Here is a 17458-nt window from a genome sequence, read left to right on the forward strand (position 1 = left end):
AAAACACGAAATGCCCTTGACCTGCGGGGACGCTCTGCCCGAGGCGGGACTCGAACTGCATTCCAGACCTTGCGAACGCTGAGCTCCCGCGGAAATATACGGAATCCGGCCCGATCCGGTACCAGACCGGGCTTCCTAACCAGACGCCCGGACGGGCGCGTTTCGATCCAATACGATGAGTTTTGGTGTCGGCGAACTCTCGCCGGCTGCACCACCAAGCAGAGGACCGTCAGCTCGGCCGCCCGTTCGGTAGCCGGAAACCGCCAATCTGAACCGCTGCGTGCTCTCGATCGCAAGCGCCGTCGGACTTCTGATCCAAGCTCACACGACGCGTTAGGCTCGCTGTTGAGCATTCCATACGCGTGCGCTCAGGGTCCCGACCGCTGGAGCGTCGCTACCGCTCAGATGAATGATGCGGGGCCCGCTTAGGGCAAGGGCAGCCCTGCAGGATGCGCCGGGAACGCTGCGCCTCGGCGATGGCAGGCTCCCAGATGCCGACGGCGTCACGATGTCCGCGCCGTCCCTGCTCCCGACCAGACTCAAACCTGTGCCGGACTAAGCCTGCCGGAAGAGCCCGGGCCGCAACCGATCTGCGGATGTGAGGGCGCAGGCCCTGTTGGACGATCGGCGCGAAGTCATCCGCACAACAGGAGCCGAGCCATGACCAAGTCGCGTCACGCCGGCCTTAGTCCGCGTAGCCGGACGACGTCTCAGTGAGCGTCTTCCCCTTCGTCTCCGGAGCCAGCCACTGGGATAGTGCTGCACCGACGAGGGCGACTCCGGCGGCGATCAGCATTGTGGGACCGGCCCCGAGGCTCTCCATCGACATCGGGAGGAGGAAGATGCCGATGCCTGCCCCGACCCGGCTGACGGCGGCCGCGAAACCTGTTCCGATCCCTCGGATCTCGGTCGGCAGGACCTCTCCCGGGTAGACTCCCGTCAACGTGGTGTACATCGCATTGAAGAACGAGAACACCAGGAACAAGATGAGCACTACGGGTCCCGGCGCGCCGGCCCACAGGCCGATGATTGCGAGGACAACGGCACAGATCCATTGCGGTGGAACGGCCAGTACGCGTCGGCCGGCCTTGTCGATCAGGAAGAACGTGACGACCACGCCTGCCAGGGCGATGGCTGACAGCCCGACCCCACCAGCGAGCCCGCCACTGAGCCCGTACTGATTCAACACGCTGTCGGCAAAGGTGGCGATCGCGAAGTACGGTGTCACTGCGCAGAACCAGAACGCCGAGATGAACAGTGTGGAGCGCCAGTGCTGCTTGGAGAACAGCATCCCAAAGCTGCCCCTGCAAACGTCCTCGTGCTGGACATCGTCAAGCGCGTCGTCGGGCATGTACTTTGCGGCGAGGGCACGGGCCTCGTCCTTGCGGCCCACGCTCCACAGCCAGCGAGGCGACTCCGGCAGGCCGAGCCGGGCGAGGAACAGGGCCACCGCGATGAAAGTGCTCGTGCCAAGGATGAAGTGCCAGCTCAAGTCGGTGTACTCACTGAGCAAATGGCCGATAAGGAACGCGATCATGAAGCCGCCGTACCAGGCGATCTCCATGGCCCCCATTAACCGGCCCCGCAGGTGGGTGGCGGAGAACTCAGCCATCAGGGGCCAGCCGACCGCGTACTCGGCGCCGATCGCGATACCCATCAGCAGCCGCACCACCAGCAACCATGCAGGTGAGTCGATGAAGAACTGCATGCCCGACGCGACCGCGAACAGGCCGACGTCGAACATGAAAATTGACTTACGGCCCCACTTGTCGGCGGCCCAGCCGCCAAGCGGTGAGCCGACAAGGATGCCGATCAGAGCGGCCGCGGCGATTAGACCCTGCCATACCAGATCGAGCTGGAGATCCTCGGCCATCCTCGCCGACAACGGTCCAAGAATGCCGAGGACGTAGCCGTCCAAGAACATGCCCCCGATCAGGACGGCGACCATCCTGACCATGAAGCGTCGTTTGCTTGCCGCTGAAGCACCGCGCTGGGCGGTTGAATTATTTATGGCTGACATTTTGTCACATCACCACCGTTGGGGACATAGGCTCAGCCGCGTTTGCGGCACTCAGAAGTTGTCGTGTGAGCATGTGTTGATCTCCGGTCAGTCGGGGCGTTGGGCGTGCGGTTAGCGCTGGGGTGTCGGTAAGATCCGAGTCCGACTATGCCCTCAGTGCGCGGTTACCCGCCCAATGCGACCCTGAAGTTGTTACGTGGGCGGCCTAATAACGACACAGACCGCCGTGCTGGCAGAATTCTCTTGCCTCATTGCGCCAGAATTCCGGCGGGATGAACCCAGTGGTCCCTGGGAGCTAACCATGCCCGCTTCGTTCAATAAGCGAACATCATGATCAAAATATGACACGCACCACAGCCGGAGTCAAGACCCGAAAGCAAAATGACACTTGATTGGGCGCGGCCATTGATCGCGGCCGGCCAGGAGGACGCCGGCTTAACCGCCGAAGTCTTAAGGTCCCGGCTGCCGGAGCCTGCTACTGATTTCGCCTACTCGGCCGATGAACGGGCCACAGGGGTCCTGTCAGTGGCCGTGGCCGTCCCGAACCGGGCAGGGCGGCCGAGTGAGTCCGTTTCTCTTACCAGCCCCGTGGAGGCAGCCGGCGAAGCCACATTGAAAGCCGGCGTCCCGGAACTCCGACGCGCTGCGGGCAGACTATCCGAACTGCTTGAGGGCTCTGTTTACTAGAAGGGTCGTTACTACAAGTTGTTGCCGGTCGTCCCGAGGTTTCGACGATCTGTATCCTTACTGCCTTCCTGTCGGGTTCGGCGTCTATCGAAACTTGCGACGTTTCCACTCTTAACAACTGGAGCGCTATTCGCCCCAAACGGCAACGGGTTCGCCGAGTACGCCCTCGTTGACGTCGATGCCCAGTCCGGGCAGGTCGGGCGGAAGGACTCCGCCGTCCTGGTAGACAGCATCGAATTTAGCGGTGTCCACGGTGACCATGTCCTGGCAGTTGAGGACGCACCTGAGGAGCCGGGAGGGACGGTGGCGCCGAGGTGGGTGATCGCGGCGAAGGCGATGGCCGATCCGGCTGTCTCCTGCACGCTAATCGTCAGTCCGGCGGCGCGTGCAATATCGCGGTGCCGGCGGCCGCGGGTCAGCCCGCCGGCCTTGGAGATCTTCAACCCGATCCCGTCCGCCGCATCATTGGCGATCGCCCACGCGATGTCCTCGTCCTGTTGGGCCAGTTCGTCCGCGATGATGGGCTACGGGCACCGCTGCCTGAGCGACATTGTCTCGCGCCACGTGGCGCACGGGGCTTCAAGGACGAAGTCGAAGCCCGGCGGGAGCAGGCGCAGCATCCGCAGGGCGGTTTCCGGAATAAATCCCCCGTTGGCGTCGACAATGAAATACTCCCCGGGCCGCTTGTCGACCAGCGAGGCACCGACCTTGATGGAATGGCCAAGGTAGCCCCGGGCCCGGTGCTCGGCGACGCGCTGCCGCATGTCCTGAGGGTCGCGCGCGTAAATTGAGGAAATCATGGGCATGGGAACCCCCGTGGAACCTCCCAGGAGTTCGGACACTGGCAGCCCCACCGACTGCCAAAGGCGTCCCGGCATGCGACATCGAGCGGCGTTTTTGCATGGTTGTGGCCGACGAGTGTGGCATCCATGAGGTCGTTGATCCGGTCAACCTGCCGTGGATCACGACCCAGGAGGACGCGGGCGAGTTCGGCAATGCCGGCCCTGGCCCCGAGCGCGCGGCCGCAACGAAAGTGGATCCGAAAGGCATGCTCTCCCCCACCCCTGTGTCCCGTCGTCGCAGATGATCCTGACTATCGACGCGTCAAACGACTCATACGTGCGGCCGCCGGAAAGCAGGTACGTGCCTCCGGCGTAGGGAAGGTCTACCTTGAAAAAGTTCAATCCGTGCGATCTTCACTGCGCGGCCTCCGTTGTGATGGTGTCGGGTGTTGTCCCTGCGCGCAGGACGGAAGGTGGGAGAAGGACAAGCTTCCCGGTGTGCTGTTTGGAAAGGAAATCCTCCTGCGCTTCTGCAATGGCGGACAGAGGGTACGTCTTTGAGACGATGGGACGGATCTCATTGCGCTCGATGTAACCCACGAGATTGTCGAACACCTCGTCGTCCTGGAAAGTGCATCCGAACAAACTCAGGTCTTTGAGGTACACCGTCCGCAGGTCGATTTCGGCAAGCGGCCCACCGATGGCTCCGGCAATCGCGTAGCGGCCGCCAGGGCGCAGCAGGTCGAGGAGGTCCGCTGTTTGGGAACCGCCCACGATGTCGATAACGACGTCGACCGAGTTTGGTCCCAGCGCGTGGACCAGATCCGCCCCTCGATCCAACGTCAGGACTGCGCCTTCGGCCAGGACCTGGGCCGCTTTGGCCGAGGAGCAGACAGCGATCACAGTCGCGCCGCGGCGTTTGGCGAGTTGGACGGCGGCGAGACCAACTCCACCCGATGCCCCAGTCACCAGGACCCGTTCTGCCCCCACCCGGGCGCGGTGCAGCATGTTTTCCGCAGTCGAATAAGCGCAGGGTATCGCGGCGAGCTCCGCATCGCTCCAGTCGGAGCGTACTGTGTGGGTCTCGCGGTCCGGTGCGACCGCGAACTGGGCGAAGCCGCCGTCACATTCCCCGCCCAAGGTCCAGCATTCAAACGGCCGATAACCGACGTAGGTCCGCAGCATGTTCCGGACAAGAACACGCTCCCCGATCCGCTCCACAGAGACCCCCTCGCCGACTGCGGCGATGCGTCCGCATACGTCCGCGCCTTGGATCCGGGGAAACTCCATGGCTTCCCCCGACCACGCCGCGTCAGAAGCAGTGAGCGTGGAGAACCCCGCGGTGCCGCCGGCGCTGGTAGCCGCTTCCACGGCCTTGGAATACCAGCCAATCCGCGTGTTGATATCGGTGTTGTTGAGAGCGGCCGCGGCGACCTCAATCAGCACCTCCCCTGCCCCCGGATGGGGTACGGGGACATCAGTCCGGTAGTCGAGTTTGTCCAGGCCACCATGGCCCGTGAGTAGCGCGGCTGCCATAACTTCAGGTAAAGACACTTCTTGGCTCCCTTTTGTCGAGGTCCACATTGACCTACTTGGTTGGCTGCCTGACCGAGCGTCGAAGCGACCGGCATAGCACCAGATCCGTTCATTTAATGAACGGCACGATCAAAAATATGGGCAGATAGCGCACCGAGTCAAGGGGTTGTCATGAAGAAGGTGGCAGCTTCCACTTCGGCGGCGCGTCGGGGCAGGTGCCTCCCTTTGACCTCCAGCAGCTCAACGCACAGGGCTCGCTGACCGTCACCCGTCCAAGAATCGACGACTTCCTGCTCGACGCCGAGGAGCGGCGGTGGCGCTCCGACGAAATCTTCGGGCTGGTCGCGGACGGGAAGCTGAAGGTCAGCATCGGTGCCCGTTTTCCCCTTGAGCACGCCGCTGAGGCCCATGCCGCGCTGGAGTCCAGGGCTACAACCGGCAAGATCCTCCTGCTCCCTGCCGCTGTCGACGGCCGCGCATAAACCTGTCAATGCAGAGTGCCTATGATGCAAGGCTGTGCAGGCGTAGCGTCTATCGAGGGTGCGAAACTGCGATGGGCGGGTTCATTTTAAAACCGCCTCAAGCCGCCCCGGTCTAACTCTTGAAGGAGGCGGTAATGGCTGGATGGAATGCCGACACCGCTGCCGGGCCTGTAGGATCCGGCACGGTTACTCTGGTGGAGGGTTCATCCTTCTGCATTTCCTCGGCGAACGGGGACATCCATCCGGAACATCCGCACGGAGTCTTCCACGAGGACACGCGCATCTTGTCCCGCTGGAATCTGGCAATCAATGGCCAGGTCCTTGAGCCGTTGACAGCCTCAACGCAGGAACCCTATCGCGCCTTGTTTATCGGCCGCGTACCCCGCTCCGATGGCTACGCGGACAGCCCCATGATCGTGGAACGCCTGCGGGAAGTCGGCGCCGGGATCCTGGAGGAGATAACCATCCGCAACTACTCCTCGGTCGAAGCCGAATGTATGGTCACCCTCAGCGTTGGATCGGACTTCGCGGATCTCTTCGAAGTCAAAGAGGCGCGCATTGAGCGGCGCTGGGACGAGTCCCGTCATTGGGAAGGCGACTCACTGACCATTAGGGCTTCCTGGCAGGACGTCCAAAAGAGCGTCGTTGTTAACGCCAGCGGTGCCGACGTCACCACCGAGGGACTGACCTACAGGGCGGTTATAGAGCCGCGCGGCAGCTGGAGCACCCTCCTGACCGTGGTGCCCGCCGTCGACGGCGCACGACCGGCGTCGTTCGTTCGTCCGGTGGGAGGCGAGATATCACCCAGCGACCGCCGCCGCCAGGAATGGGTGGGAAAGATCCCCAAACTGCATATAGGGAACCGTTCCATCGAGCGGACCCTGCGGCGCAGCTACGATGACCTCGGCGCTCTTCGGATTGAGGACCCCGCTCATCCGGAGCGGATCGTTGTGGCCGCCGGGGCGCCGTGGTTCATGACACTCTTTGGTAGGGACTCTCTCTGGGCATCGGAAATGGCGCTGCCGGTGGACCCTTCCCTGGCGCTTGGCACCCTGCAGACGCTGGCTGACCGCCAAGGCAGTGTGGTGGATCCGATGAGCGAGGAGGAACCGGGGAAAATCCTTCACGAGGTCAGGCTCGGCGTCTCCGGCGGGCTGGCACTGGGTGGGAAATCCGCCTACTACGGCAGCGTCGACGCGACCCCACAATTCGTGATGACGCTCGCATCGGTCAGCCGTTGGGGCTTTGCCAAGGACACCATCGCCGCGCTACTGCCCAACGCTGACCGCGCGCTGGACTGGATCCGGAAATACGGCGATAAGGACGGCGACGGGTTCGTCGAATATGAGCGCCTCAACGACCAGGGCCTCATTAACCAAGGCTGGAAGGACTCCTGGGACGGCATCAACTTCGCCAACGGCCGACTGGCCGAACCCCCCATCGCACTCTGCGAAGCCCAGGCATTGGCCTACACCGCGTTCTTGTCACGGGCATGGATGGCGTACGACGCCGGCGACCGGGATTTGGCGGCCCAACTCACCGGCGAAGCAGCTCGGTTGAAGAAAAGGTTCAACGAAGAGTTCTGGATGCCTGACCGCGGCTACTTCGCCATCGCGCTCGACGGGAAAAAACGGCAGGTCGACGCTTGCGCGTCCAACATGGGGCAATGCCTGTGGCACGGCATCGTCGATGAGGACAAGGTGCCGCAGGTAGCGGAACGGCTGATGTCCCCCGAAATGTTCAGCGGCTGGGGCGTTCGAACACTCGCAAGCGACATGGGCGCCTACAATCCCGCCAGTTACCATAATGGGTCGGTCTGGCCGCATGACAACGCCATCATCGCTGCCGGACTGATGCGCTACGGCTTTGTAGAAGAGGCACAGCGCATCGCCACCGCCCTTTTCGAGGCGGCCGATTACACCAACGGCCGGCTGCCGGAACTCTTCTGCGGCTTCAGCCGTGACCAGGTCGCCGAGCCCGTGCCGTATCCGACGGCATGCTCCCCGCAGGCCTGGGCCGCGACTGCGCCGATCATGCTGGTGACCAGCCTCATGCGGTACGACGCCCATATTTCGCTCGGTGGGTTCTGGATGGATCCGGCACTTCCGGAGGCTTATGGCGACCTGCACATCACCAACGCGCCCATGGCGGGAGGCCGGATCACCATCGATATCATCGGATCCGAGCCTTCCGTGCAGGGGCTGCCCGAAGGAATCGCATTCCACCGTGAACACCGTCCATGGCTGACAGAGTTGATCAAGCAGGCCGGACTGTAAGGCGAGGTCCAGTCGCAAGGAACGCCCGGGGCTTCGTTACCATGAACCCCGGGCGTACCTTCCCTCAGCTCTGCGGCTAACCCCGCAGCCGGGTCATCTCCGGGTCGTAGAGAGGTTCGGCCGAGACAGTCGCCTGGACCCGCTTCCCGAAGTACTCGATCTCGACGGCGTCGCCTTCAGACACTGTTGACGGCAGATACGCGTAGGCGATGGGCTTGGCCACGGAATACCCATATGCCGCGCTGGTCACGTATCCGACGACTTCGTTCTTATAGTGAACGGGTTCCTTGCCCAGGACTATCGAGCGGCCGTCGTCGATGGTCAGGCACCGGAGCCTCCGGGCCGACGCCTCTTCCGACCGTCCTTCCAATGCGGCTTTGCCCACAAAGTTGTCCTTGGACATCTTCACGGCGAATCCGAGTCCGGCCTCGTACGGGTCGTGCTCGGTAGTCATATCCGCTCCCCAGGACCGGTATCCCTTTTCGAGCCGGAGGGCGCTGAAGGCTGCCCGTCCTGCCGCAATGACGCCAAACGGCTGGCCGGCCTTCCACAGAACATCCCACAGCCGTTGGCCGTTATCGGCGGAGGTGTAGATTTCCCAGCCAAGCTCGCCCACATAGGAGAGCCGCATGGCGGTGACGGGAACTCCCCCGATGCTCGCGTTTTTGGCTCGGAAGTATCGGAGGCCCTCGTTGGAGAAGTCATCCTCGCTGCTGGTGCTGATCAGGTCCCGGGCCAGCGGACCCCAGAGGCCGATGCAGCAGGTGCCTCCGGTGGTGTCGCGGACCTGAACCCAGGATGATGAACTTCCGCTTGCCGTCTGGTGACGGGCTGCCCGGGTGAAGTAGCCCAGGTCGATGTTGCCGTTGGCACCAAGCTGGAAGGTGTCCTCGGCGAGGCGGGCGACTGTGATGTCGCTGCGAACTCCCCCGGCGTGGTCCAGAACCAGCGTGTAGGTAACAGCGCCGGGCTTTTTGTCCAGGTCTGCCGTCGTCAGGTCCTGCAATAGCTGCAGTGCGCCCGGGCCGGAGACTTCCAGCCGTTTCAGGGGCGTCATGTCGTACATGGCGACGGCTGTGCGGGTCTTCCATGCCTCCGCGGCGGCAATCGGTGAGCTGAACATCCCGGACCAGGCATCGCGGGCGGGCGGGAGCCAGTCCGCGGGCATCTCCTTCAGGAGCTCTGCGTTGGATTCGAACCAGTAGGGCCGTTCCCAGCCGCCGCCCTCGAGGAAGTATCCGCCGAGTTCCTTGTGGCGCGTATGGAAGGGGCTGACCCGCAGGTTTCTGGGTGACAAGCGCGGCTGGAGGGGGTGGAGCACGTCGTAAATTTCCACAAAGTTCTGCTGGGACGTTTCGCTGACGTATTCCGGGGTGAGCTGCACGTCTTCAAAACGGTTGATGTCGCACTCCCCCAGATCCGTTTCCGAGCGGCCGGTGGTGAGAAGCTCGGCCATCGCACGAGCCACGCCTGCAGAGTGGGTGACCCAGACTGCCTCGGCAACGAAGAAGCCGTCGAGTTCTTTTGCTTCACCCAGCAGCGGGCCGCCGTCGGGCGTGAAGGAGAAGATGCCGTTGAACCCGTCCTCGATCTCGCTGTCGGCCAGGCCGGGGAGGATGTCCTTCGATGCTTCCCACGCCGGCAGGAAGTCCTCGAGTGTGAAGTCCAGGCGTGAGGGCATGCGGTGTTCGCTCATCTCCTCAGGGGCGATGTCATCCAAGTCACGAAGATCCACGGGCATGGGCCGGTGCGCGTAGGAGCCGATCCCGTAGCGTTCGCCGTGTTCGCGGTAGTACAGGTCCTGGTCCTGGTGGCGAAGAATCGGCAAGCCAGCGCCGTTCGGCAGTTCATTCTTGCCCTTGAGGTCAGGGACAGGCGTCGTCTTGACGTACTGGTGCGCGAGGGGAAGCAAGGGAACGGACATCCCGATCATGGCACCGATCTTGGCTCCCCAGAATCCGGCACAGGAGACGACGATGTCCGCGGGAATGACGCCGTCGGCTGTTTTGACGCCGGTGACCCGGCCGTCGGCACGTACGATGTCGAGCACGGTAGTGGAACCGAGATAAGTGACGCCGGCGTCCTGGGTTCGCTTGATGAGCAGCTGTACTGCCCGGGCCGCCAGGGCGAGCCCGTCACTGGGCACGTGCAAACCACCGAGAACGATCTCCTCGTTCAGGTGCGGGTAGAGCTCTTTGCACTCCCCCGGAGTCAGAAGTTTCCCGTCGATGCCCCAGGCTGCGGCGTAGCCGAGCTTCCTCTTGAGCTCGGTCAGCCGGGTTTCCGAGGTGGCCACCTCCAGTCCGCCCACCTGGTTGAAGCAGCTCATGCCGTCCTCGGTGAGGGAAAGCAGCTTCTCGACGGTGTACTTGGCGAAGGTGGCCATAGTCTTTGAGGGGTTTGTTTGAAAGACGAGGCCAGGGGCGTGGGACGTTGAGCCGCCGGGCATGTTGAGCGGCCCCTGGTCCAGGACCGTGATGTTGTTCCAGCCGCGGGATACGAGTTCGTCGGCCAGATTCGTGCCGACAATACCCGCCCCGATGATGACGATGCGTGGCGTAGATGCCATGGTGTTTCTCCTGCTAAGTGGGGAGTCGTTATTAACGGAAGACGACGGTGCTGGACTGGTCGGGAAGCACCCGGTGTTCGCAGTGCCAGCGGACGGCGCGGGAAAGTGCCAGTGCTTCAGCATCCTGCCCCACCGTGGACAAGGCCGCGGGGCCGTACGTGTGGTCCACCCGGATGACTTCCTGCTCGATGATCGGTCCCTCGTCAAGGTCGGCTGTCACGTAGTGGGCTGTCGCACCGACCAGTTTGACCCCCCGGTCATACGCTTGGTGGTAGGGGCGGGCACCCTTGAACCCAGGCAGGAATGAGTGGTGGATGTTGATGGCTTTACCCTCAAGAGCGCGGCATAGATCATCGGACAGGACCTGCATGTAGCGTGCGAGGACCACCAGGTCGATGTTGTGTTCGTCCACAAGCTCCAGAAGCTGACGTTCCGCAGCGGCCTTGGTGTCACTGGAGACTGGAATATGGATGAAGGGCAGGCCGGCTGCTTCTGCCATTGGCCGGTGGGTTTCGTGGTTGGAGACAACAAGGACCAGGTCGCCGCCCAGGCTGCCGCCGCGCCATCTGAAGATCAGGTCGTTCAAGCAATGACTGAACTTGGACACCATGACGAGGATGCGTTTCTTGGTTTCATCATGGAAGTCGTATTTCATGTCGAAGCGCCGGGCAATTGGCGCAAACTCCTCCGCGAGGGTCTCGGGTGAGTAATGAGCCGGGCCTGAGAAAGCCGTCCGAAGATGGTGGGTCTGGCGCAGCCCGTCATCGAACTGCTGGTGTTCCTCGATGTTGAAGCCGCGTTCGTAAAGGAAACTCGTGACCGAGTGGACAATTCCGGGCCGTTCGGTGCATGACATCGTGAGGACAAACTTTCCGGTCACCGGAACTTTCGAGGCCGGGGCCCCGTCAGCGGTTGCCTCTGGCAGCGCGGGCGTTTTCAGCATGGACACGTTGTTACCGCGCCTTGTTGTGCATAACGTGCTTGGTGCGGGAGTAGTCGTCCAGCGCGTAGGCAGACAGGTCCCGGCCATACCCGGAGCTCTTGAAGCCGCTCCACGGCATCTCGTTGGCAAGAACCAGGTGCGAGTTCACCCAAACTGTTCCGGCGTCCAGGCGTGAGGCCATGTCATGGCCCAGCTGTGCGTTGAGGGTCCAGACCGACGCTGCAAGTCCGTAGGGCACCTCGTTGGCACGGCTGACTGCCTCGTCCTCGGCGGAGAACGTCTCAATAGTGACGACGGGGCCGAAAATTTCTTCCAGGGTGCAGGCTGCGCCTTCGGGGACATCCACCAGGACAGTTGGGGCTACGAAGTAGCCACTTCCTTCCAGGGCACCGCCGCCCAGTACGGCCTTCGCTCCAGCTTCCTTGGCCCGCTCAAGGTGCCCGAGTACTCGCTCAAAATGGGCCTTCGAAATCATCGGGCCAATTTCGACGTCGGAACCGGCGGTAGGCTCCCCAACCACAAGGGTGCCCACCTGCTCGACCAGCAGCTCGGCGAAACGCTCTGCGACCGATTCGTGCACCAGGACGCGGCAGCCGGCGCCGCACTCCTGCCCAGAGTTCCAGTAGCCTGCGACCCGCAAGGATTCGGCGGCCGCCTGCAAGTCAGCGTCGGCAAAGATCACGACGGGTGCCTTGCCCCCAAGTTCCAGGTGAACCCGTTTGACGGTTTCGGACGCGGTCCGGGCGACGGCGCGGCCACTGTTAACCGAGCCCGTGAGGGCGATCATGTCCACGTTCGGGTGTGCGGCCAGGCGCTCCCCAATGACCGGGCCAAGACCGGTGACGATATTCAATACACCCGGCGGCAGCAGGTCTGCGGTCAGTTCGGCGAACTTCAACGTGGTCAGCGGGGTCTGCTCCGAGGGCTTGAGGACGATCGTATTGCCGGCCGCCAGGATGGGCGCAATTTTCCAAACGGCCATCAGCAGCGGGTAGTTCCACGGGGTCACGACCCCGACCACGCCGAGTGGTTCCCGGAGAATGACGGACAGGTGGTCTTCGGCATATTCCCCGGCGGCAAGGGAGGTTGTAGCGCGGGCTGCCCCGGCCATGAAACGAAACGAGTCGATGGAAGAGGCGACGTCGTCCTCCGACACCATCAGGGGCTTGCCGGTGTTCAGCGATTCCAACCTGGCCAGCAGGTCGGCGTTTTCCTCCAGGCGGTCGGCGATGGCAAGCAGGGTTTCCGCCCGCTTCTTGGGCAAAGTCCGGCCCCACGCTTCCTTCGCCTCCACTGCTGCGAGGACGGCGGCGTCGGCGTCTTCAGCGGTGCCCTGCGCGACCTCGCAGATGGTGGACTCGTTCGCGGGGTTTACCACGGCCTGCTTCTCGCCCGTGATTCCGGGCCGGAACCCACCTGCGATGAAATGCTGGCCCGGGGGCAGCGCCTCGCTAGCGAGGATGGGGGTCGTGCCGGTTCCTCGCCGGACGGTGCCTGAAGTTGTTGTCGCCGTAGTTGTCATGGTCACTCCTGATAGTTGATTGGACCTGAAGGTATGTCTGGACTGTCGGTTTGATCCGGCTGCTCGCTGCTTTCGCTGTCTAGGCGTAGGCCGCCTCGATCTGCAGTTCGACTATGAGCTTTTCGATGCGGGCAACACGTGCAGCGTCAAGGTCTGCGGTGGGACGGCGCGGGGTACCGATGGGGTGGCCCAAGGCTGCCAGCGTGGCTTTGATGGCGGGCACGAAGGGGGCCGAAAGAATGGCGTCGATCAGTGGGTAGATGCGGTTCCATTCGGCTTGGGCGGTGGCGAAGTCGCCGGCCGCGACTGCCCGGCGCACGGCTACGATCTCGCGGGGCAGGATGTTCGCGGTTCCGGCCATGACTGCGGTTGCCCCTTCCGTCAGGGCCGCCAGGATCAAATTGTCCGATCCGATGATGGTGGTGATGTGCTCGCGGTGGCGGTGGATGAGCTGGATAGCCTGTCCCATGTCGCCACTGGAGTCCTTGATGTACTGAATGTTCTCCACCTCGCGGGCCAGTTTTCCCACTGTTTCGGGGTCGAGGTTGACTCCGGTGGCTGACGGGTAGTTGTAAAGCATGACCGGCAGCTCCACGGCCTCGGCCACGGCACTGAAATACCCGGTGGTCTCGGGCAGTGAGAGCGGCTCGTAGTAGGGCGTGATCAGCATGAGCACGTCGGCACCGCAGTCCTGCGCATGCCGGGACAGCCGGATTGCCTCCGCCGTGCTGGTCGCCCCGGTCTGCGCCACAACCGGTACGCGTCCAGCGGTATGCTCCACAACCGTCTCCACGACCAAGCGCCGCTCATCAGCGCTGAGGGCCGCGAATTCGCCGGTGGAGCCGCAGGCAACAACCCCGTCCACGCCGCCATCGATGGACCGGTCAACGAGGAGACGCAGTTGCGACTCATCAATCAGGCCGTCGGCAGTGAAGGGGGTGGCCAGTGCGGTGAGGACACCGCTGAGCTGTGAGGACATGGAGTTTCCTGTCTGCTATTGGTGGGACGCGTCGAATCATGGGCCTTGGATGCACCATCAAAATCGTTCATTTTTTGAACGTCCTGATCAATTATTAGCCGCGGATTCACAGCTTCGCAAGGGTTTTTGTGAGATGAGTTAATGCCGGATGAAATTGGTACGCAAAGGAAACGGGGTCGAAATGTGGCGGAAATATTTGAGCGCACGACCTGGGCGCTCTTCGCCTTGCGCCCCAGTGTGATGCGTGGCATACTCATGCAATGCCGTTCACTCAATGAACGTCACGTTCAAAAATAACAATCAGCCCGACTCGCTCGAGCCCCGAATTCCCACAGTGGATCGCTTCAGAGAGGAAGCCACCATGACCATCGCCCACAGCGTTATGTCACTCTCCTTCGGCCGCAAAGGCAGCAGGCACCCGGCGGCGGAGTCGGCCCGGGCCTCAGCGGAAGCGGCTACCCGTCCGTTGCCCGATGGCATGATCTGCACGCCATGGGAGGGCCTCTACCTCCCCTCCGCAGAAGCCGACACCAGCGGGGAAGTCATCGTCCCCAGTCCCGAACTGGAGCGATTTCTGACGAGCCTCTTTTCCGGTGAATAGCGGCGCGACGCCAAGTGGCGCGGCGCCGGAGCGCATCGTGCTCATCGACGGCGGCTGCGACACCGGGCCGGATGCCAGTGAATGCTTTTTCTGCACCGGTCCCGAGACTGACTGATCCCCAATAGACCCCGGAGCCCTCCGTTTCGCAACGCGGGGGGCTCCGGTACCAACCGTTCAGGATGGCAGCGGAAGCTTCGCCGTCCTGCCGCCGTCCAGCACGATGATCTCTCCTGTGAGGAACCGGGACCTTTCGCTGCCAGGATAGACGGCCAGGTCGCCCACATCCTCAGGGCGCCCCACCCGCCCCAGCGGATGCAGCCGATTTAAGGCGTCGCGGGCCGCGTCCGGCTCGGGCAGTGTTGCGAGATAGATGTCGCTGAGTTCGGACCCGATCCATCCGGGCGCAATGGCATTGCACCGGATATTTTCCTCCCCGTGGTCCACGGCCATGGCGCGGGTCATGCCGTGGATCCCGGCCTTGGAGGCGTAGTAATCGGCATGCCCGGGGTTTGCGGCCAGGCCTTCAATGGAGCCGATATTGATAATGCTCCCGCCGCCTCGCTTTCTCATGTGCGCCAGCGCGGCCTGGGCTAAAAATAGCGGTGCCCGGAGATTTATCGCCATCATCAGGTCCCACTCCGCCACGCTGATTGCCGGAATGCTGCGCTCGAACATGATGCCGGCGTTGTTGATCACGACGTCGATTCCGCCGTAGTGCCCCACCGTGCGCTCGATGACTTCTCAGGCTGCCGCGGGCAAGGCGAGATCCGCCGCGATAGCAAGAACGCTGGGATTGTTCTCCAATGACCCGTCCAGATGATGGCGCTGGACGATCGCCACGTTGGCGCCTTCCTCCAGGTAGCGGTCCACGATGCCGCGGCCGATGCCCTGTCCCCCGCCTGCAACCAGGGCGATTTGCCTTCAAGTTGCACTGTCCGCTCCAACTCCCGGCCGCTCATCGGGGCCGCTGTTTCTTCGAATTATCAGGATGGCCACTACTCGCCTGTTGACGATGTGACCTCGCCCACTCTATTCTTTTGTTCACTAGCTAATCAAGCTGTTCACTTAGTGAACGTATCAGGAAGCGCATCCCATGAATCAAATGAGACTGTTCGCGTTCGACTTCGCTGGTCCCGCCCACCTCTCAGCCGGCCTGTGGAGGCACCCCGCTGACCGCGGTGGCGAGTACAAGTCCGTGAAGTACTGGGTGGAATACGCGCGATTGCTCGAAGAAGCGTGTTTTGACGGCATCTTCTTCGCCGACAATGTCGGATATCACGACGTCTACAACGGCAGTGTTGCCGAAGCACTCAAAGACGCCGCGCAGATCCCGGCCAACGACCCCGCATTCGCCATCCCTGCCATGGCTGCGGCCACAACCCATCTCGGCTTCGGAGTAACCTCCACCACCGCCTACGACCACCCCTACGCGCTGGCACGGAAGTTCGCCACTCTGGATCACCTCACAAACGGACGCATCGGCTGGAATGTCGTGACGTCCTATGCAGACAGTGCTGCGAGGAATCTCGGAACGGGTGTTCAGCGTGCCCATGACGACAGGTATGAGGTGGCCGAAGAGTTCATCGATGTTGCCCTCAAGCTGTGGGAGGCCTCCTGGGAAGAGGGCTCGGTGGTTTCGGATGCCGCCAGCTCGACTTACGTAGACCCTCAGCGCGTCCATCCAATTGAGCACGAAGGCAAGTACTTCACCGTGCCGGGAATTTTCCTCTGCGAGCCGTCACCGCAGCGCACCCCCGTAATCTTCCAGGCCGGCGGCTCCAGCCGCGGCGTGGCTCTCGCGGCGGCCACCGCCGAAGCCGTTTTTATGAACGCGACATCCAAGGCCGGCCTTAAAAAGCAAGTTGACTCACTCCGCCGGCAGGCGGAAGAAGCAGGCCGGAATCCCGCCCACATCGCCGTGCTCCAGATGATTACAGTTATCAGCGCCCCCACTGACGCCGAGGCCCGGGAGAAGTACGAGGACTACCGCAAACTGGTCTCCTACGAAGGTGCCATGGCCCGGTATAGCGGCTGGACGGGGTTGGACATGTCAACGTTCGATCCCGATGTCCCCCTCCGCCATGTGAAGACCAACGCGGGCCAGACGATGGTGGACATTTTCTCCAAGATGGATCCGGAGAAGGAGTGGACACCCCGCGACATTGCAGAGTACATCGGCATCGGCGGGACATCACCGGTCATTGTCGGGGGCCCCGAGACCGTAGCCAATGAACTGACCGCATGGATGGACGAGACAGGCATCAACGGCTTCAACGTTGCCCACGCGGTCAAATACCAGGACATCAAGGACTTCACCGAATACGTGGTCCCCGAACTGCAGCGCAGGGGCGTTATGAGGTCCGCATACGAGGGATCGACGTTGCGTGAAAGCCTCTTCGGCGCCGGCAATTCCCGCATCGCCAATGACCACCCGGGTGCTGTCTACCGCGATTCCCTGTCATCCAACGCTTTGCAAGGGCAGCAGTCATGACTGCCGCAGCAACCGTATCCGCGCCAGCCGTGGACCCCGGCGCCTACCGCCAAGTGTTCGGCCTCCTTCCCACGGGTGTCGTTGCTGTCACGGGGCTGGACATCAACGGGAAACCTGCAGGGCTCGTCGTCGGAACCTTTCAGTCGCTGTCCCTGGAGCCGGCCCTCGTAACCTTCTGTGTCGACAAGTCCTCGAGCACGTGGCCGGTACTGCGGTCCTTGGGACGCTTCACGGCCAACATTCTTTCCACGGACCAGCTCAACGTGTGCAGGTCGCTGTCCCGAAAGGGCGAGGAGAAATTCCAAGGGATCCACTATGCGGACAGCGCTTTGGGCACCCCCCGGATTTTGAACTCCACCGCATGGATCGATTGCGAAGTGCTCTCGGAGGTAGTCGCCGGTGACCACTACATGATCGTCGGAGCCGTGAAGGCAATGCAAGCCGGTACAGGCGAAGCCCTTGTCTTTCGGGGCGGAAAGTTTGGCGAATTCCACCAATGGCCTGTGCCCGCCCCTACAGCCACCGAGAGCGCCCAGCCATGACCGTCCGGCACCCAGACAGCGAAGTCAG

General features: G+C 62.6%; 12 protein-coding genes and 4 pseudogenes. 6 read left to right on the forward strand and 10 right to left on the reverse strand.

The genetic code is table 11. The features are described from left to right. Window positions 1-685: 685 nt before the first annotated feature. Window positions 686-2020 carry an MFS transporter gene (locus IAQ70_RS18705; protein WP_190991034.1) on the reverse strand — a complete coding sequence of 445 codons (1335 nt, stop codon included), beginning with the start codon at window positions 2018-2020 and terminating at the stop codon, window positions 686-688. Between the two features lie 408 nt (window positions 2021-2428). Between IAQ70_RS18705 and IAQ70_RS18710 the strand changes: the two are divergent. After that, window positions 2429-2707, forward strand: a pseudogene (locus IAQ70_RS18710) (IclR family transcriptional regulator); the annotation flags it as partial. A gap of 126 nt (window positions 2708-2833) precedes the next feature. Here the strand turns inward: IAQ70_RS18710 and IAQ70_RS23120 are convergent. From IAQ70_RS23120 to IAQ70_RS18720, 4 genes and pseudogenes are all read right to left on the reverse strand, one after another. After that, entirely contained in the window at window positions 2834-2959 is a 126-nt protein-coding gene (locus tag IAQ70_RS23120; protein WP_263406520.1) for a hypothetical protein, read from the reverse strand. A gap of 44 nt (window positions 2960-3003) precedes the next feature. Further along, window positions 3004-3228, reverse strand: a pseudogene (locus IAQ70_RS23410) (enolase C-terminal domain-like protein); the annotation flags it as partial. 3 nt (window positions 3229-3231) lie between these two features. Next, window positions 3232-3549: a hypothetical protein gene (locus IAQ70_RS22895; RefSeq protein ID WP_223860341.1), complete on the reverse strand. Its 318-nt coding sequence runs from the start codon at window positions 3547-3549 to the stop codon at window positions 3232-3234. A gap of 354 nt (window positions 3550-3903) precedes the next feature. After that, complete coding sequence (locus IAQ70_RS18720) at window positions 3904-5043, reverse strand: alcohol dehydrogenase family protein (RefSeq protein WP_190991036.1); 1140 nt, start codon at window positions 5041-5043, stop codon at window positions 3904-3906. A gap of 176 nt (window positions 5044-5219) precedes the next feature. On the opposite strand from IAQ70_RS18720, the pseudogene IAQ70_RS18725 reads away from it, so the two are divergent. Next, window positions 5220-5507 (forward strand): annotated as a pseudogene (locus tag IAQ70_RS18725) (zinc-binding dehydrogenase); the annotation flags it as partial. 134 nt (window positions 5508-5641) lie between these two features. Then, window positions 5642-7783 carry an amylo-alpha-1,6-glucosidase gene (locus IAQ70_RS18730; protein ID WP_190991038.1) on the forward strand — a complete coding sequence of 714 codons (2142 nt, stop codon included), beginning with the start codon at window positions 5642-5644 and terminating at the stop codon, window positions 7781-7783. 76 nt (window positions 7784-7859) lie between these two features. Here IAQ70_RS18730 and IAQ70_RS18735 read toward each other — a convergent pair whose 3' ends face one another. The 4 genes from IAQ70_RS18735 to dapA form a co-directional block, all read right to left on the reverse strand. Continuing rightward, a complete protein-coding gene (locus IAQ70_RS18735) occupies window positions 7860-10352 on the reverse strand; it encodes a GcvT family protein (protein ID WP_190991041.1) in 2493 nt (830 codons plus the stop codon). A gap of 31 nt (window positions 10353-10383) precedes the next feature. Next, window positions 10384-11295, reverse strand: coding sequence for a formyltetrahydrofolate deformylase (gene purU, locus IAQ70_RS18740; protein WP_190991087.1), 912 nt, complete (start codon window positions 11293-11295; stop codon window positions 10384-10386). Between the two features lie 10 nt (window positions 11296-11305). Continuing rightward, window positions 11306-12817, reverse strand: a complete 1512-nt coding sequence (locus IAQ70_RS18745; RefSeq protein WP_190991043.1) for an aldehyde dehydrogenase family protein — start codon at window positions 12815-12817, stop codon at window positions 11306-11308. Window positions 12818-12896: 79 nt separating this feature from the next. After that, a complete protein-coding gene (gene dapA, locus IAQ70_RS18750; protein WP_190991045.1) occupies window positions 12897-13796 on the reverse strand; it encodes a 4-hydroxy-tetrahydrodipicolinate synthase in 900 nt (299 codons plus the stop codon). 361 nt (window positions 13797-14157) lie between these two features. Here dapA and IAQ70_RS18755 point away from each other — a divergent pair, with 361 nt between their 5' ends. Next, window positions 14158-14397 (forward strand): hypothetical protein, encoded by a 240-nt coding sequence (locus tag IAQ70_RS18755; protein ID WP_190991047.1) that lies wholly within the window; start codon window positions 14158-14160, stop codon window positions 14395-14397. A 174-nt stretch (window positions 14398-14571) separates the two neighbouring features. Here the strand turns inward: IAQ70_RS18755 and IAQ70_RS18760 are convergent. Further along, window positions 14572-15312: pseudogene (locus IAQ70_RS18760) on the reverse strand (SDR family NAD(P)-dependent oxidoreductase). Between the two features lie 178 nt (window positions 15313-15490). Between IAQ70_RS18760 and IAQ70_RS18765 the strand changes: the two are divergent. After that, entirely contained in the window at window positions 15491-16888 is a 1398-nt protein-coding gene (locus tag IAQ70_RS18765; RefSeq protein ID WP_223860343.1) for an LLM class flavin-dependent oxidoreductase, read from the forward strand. Then, complete coding sequence (locus tag IAQ70_RS18770) at window positions 16885-17430, forward strand: flavin reductase family protein (protein ID WP_190991049.1); 546 nt, start codon at window positions 16885-16887, stop codon at window positions 17428-17430. Before IAQ70_RS18765 ends, IAQ70_RS18770 begins: the two co-directional genes overlap by 4 nt. The last annotated feature ends 28 nt before the right edge of the window (window positions 17431-17458 follow it).

It is taken from the genome of Pseudarthrobacter sulfonivorans (genome assembly GCF_014712225.1).
Classification (GTDB): Bacteria; Actinomycetota; Actinomycetes; order Actinomycetales; family Micrococcaceae; genus Arthrobacter; species Arthrobacter sulfonivorans.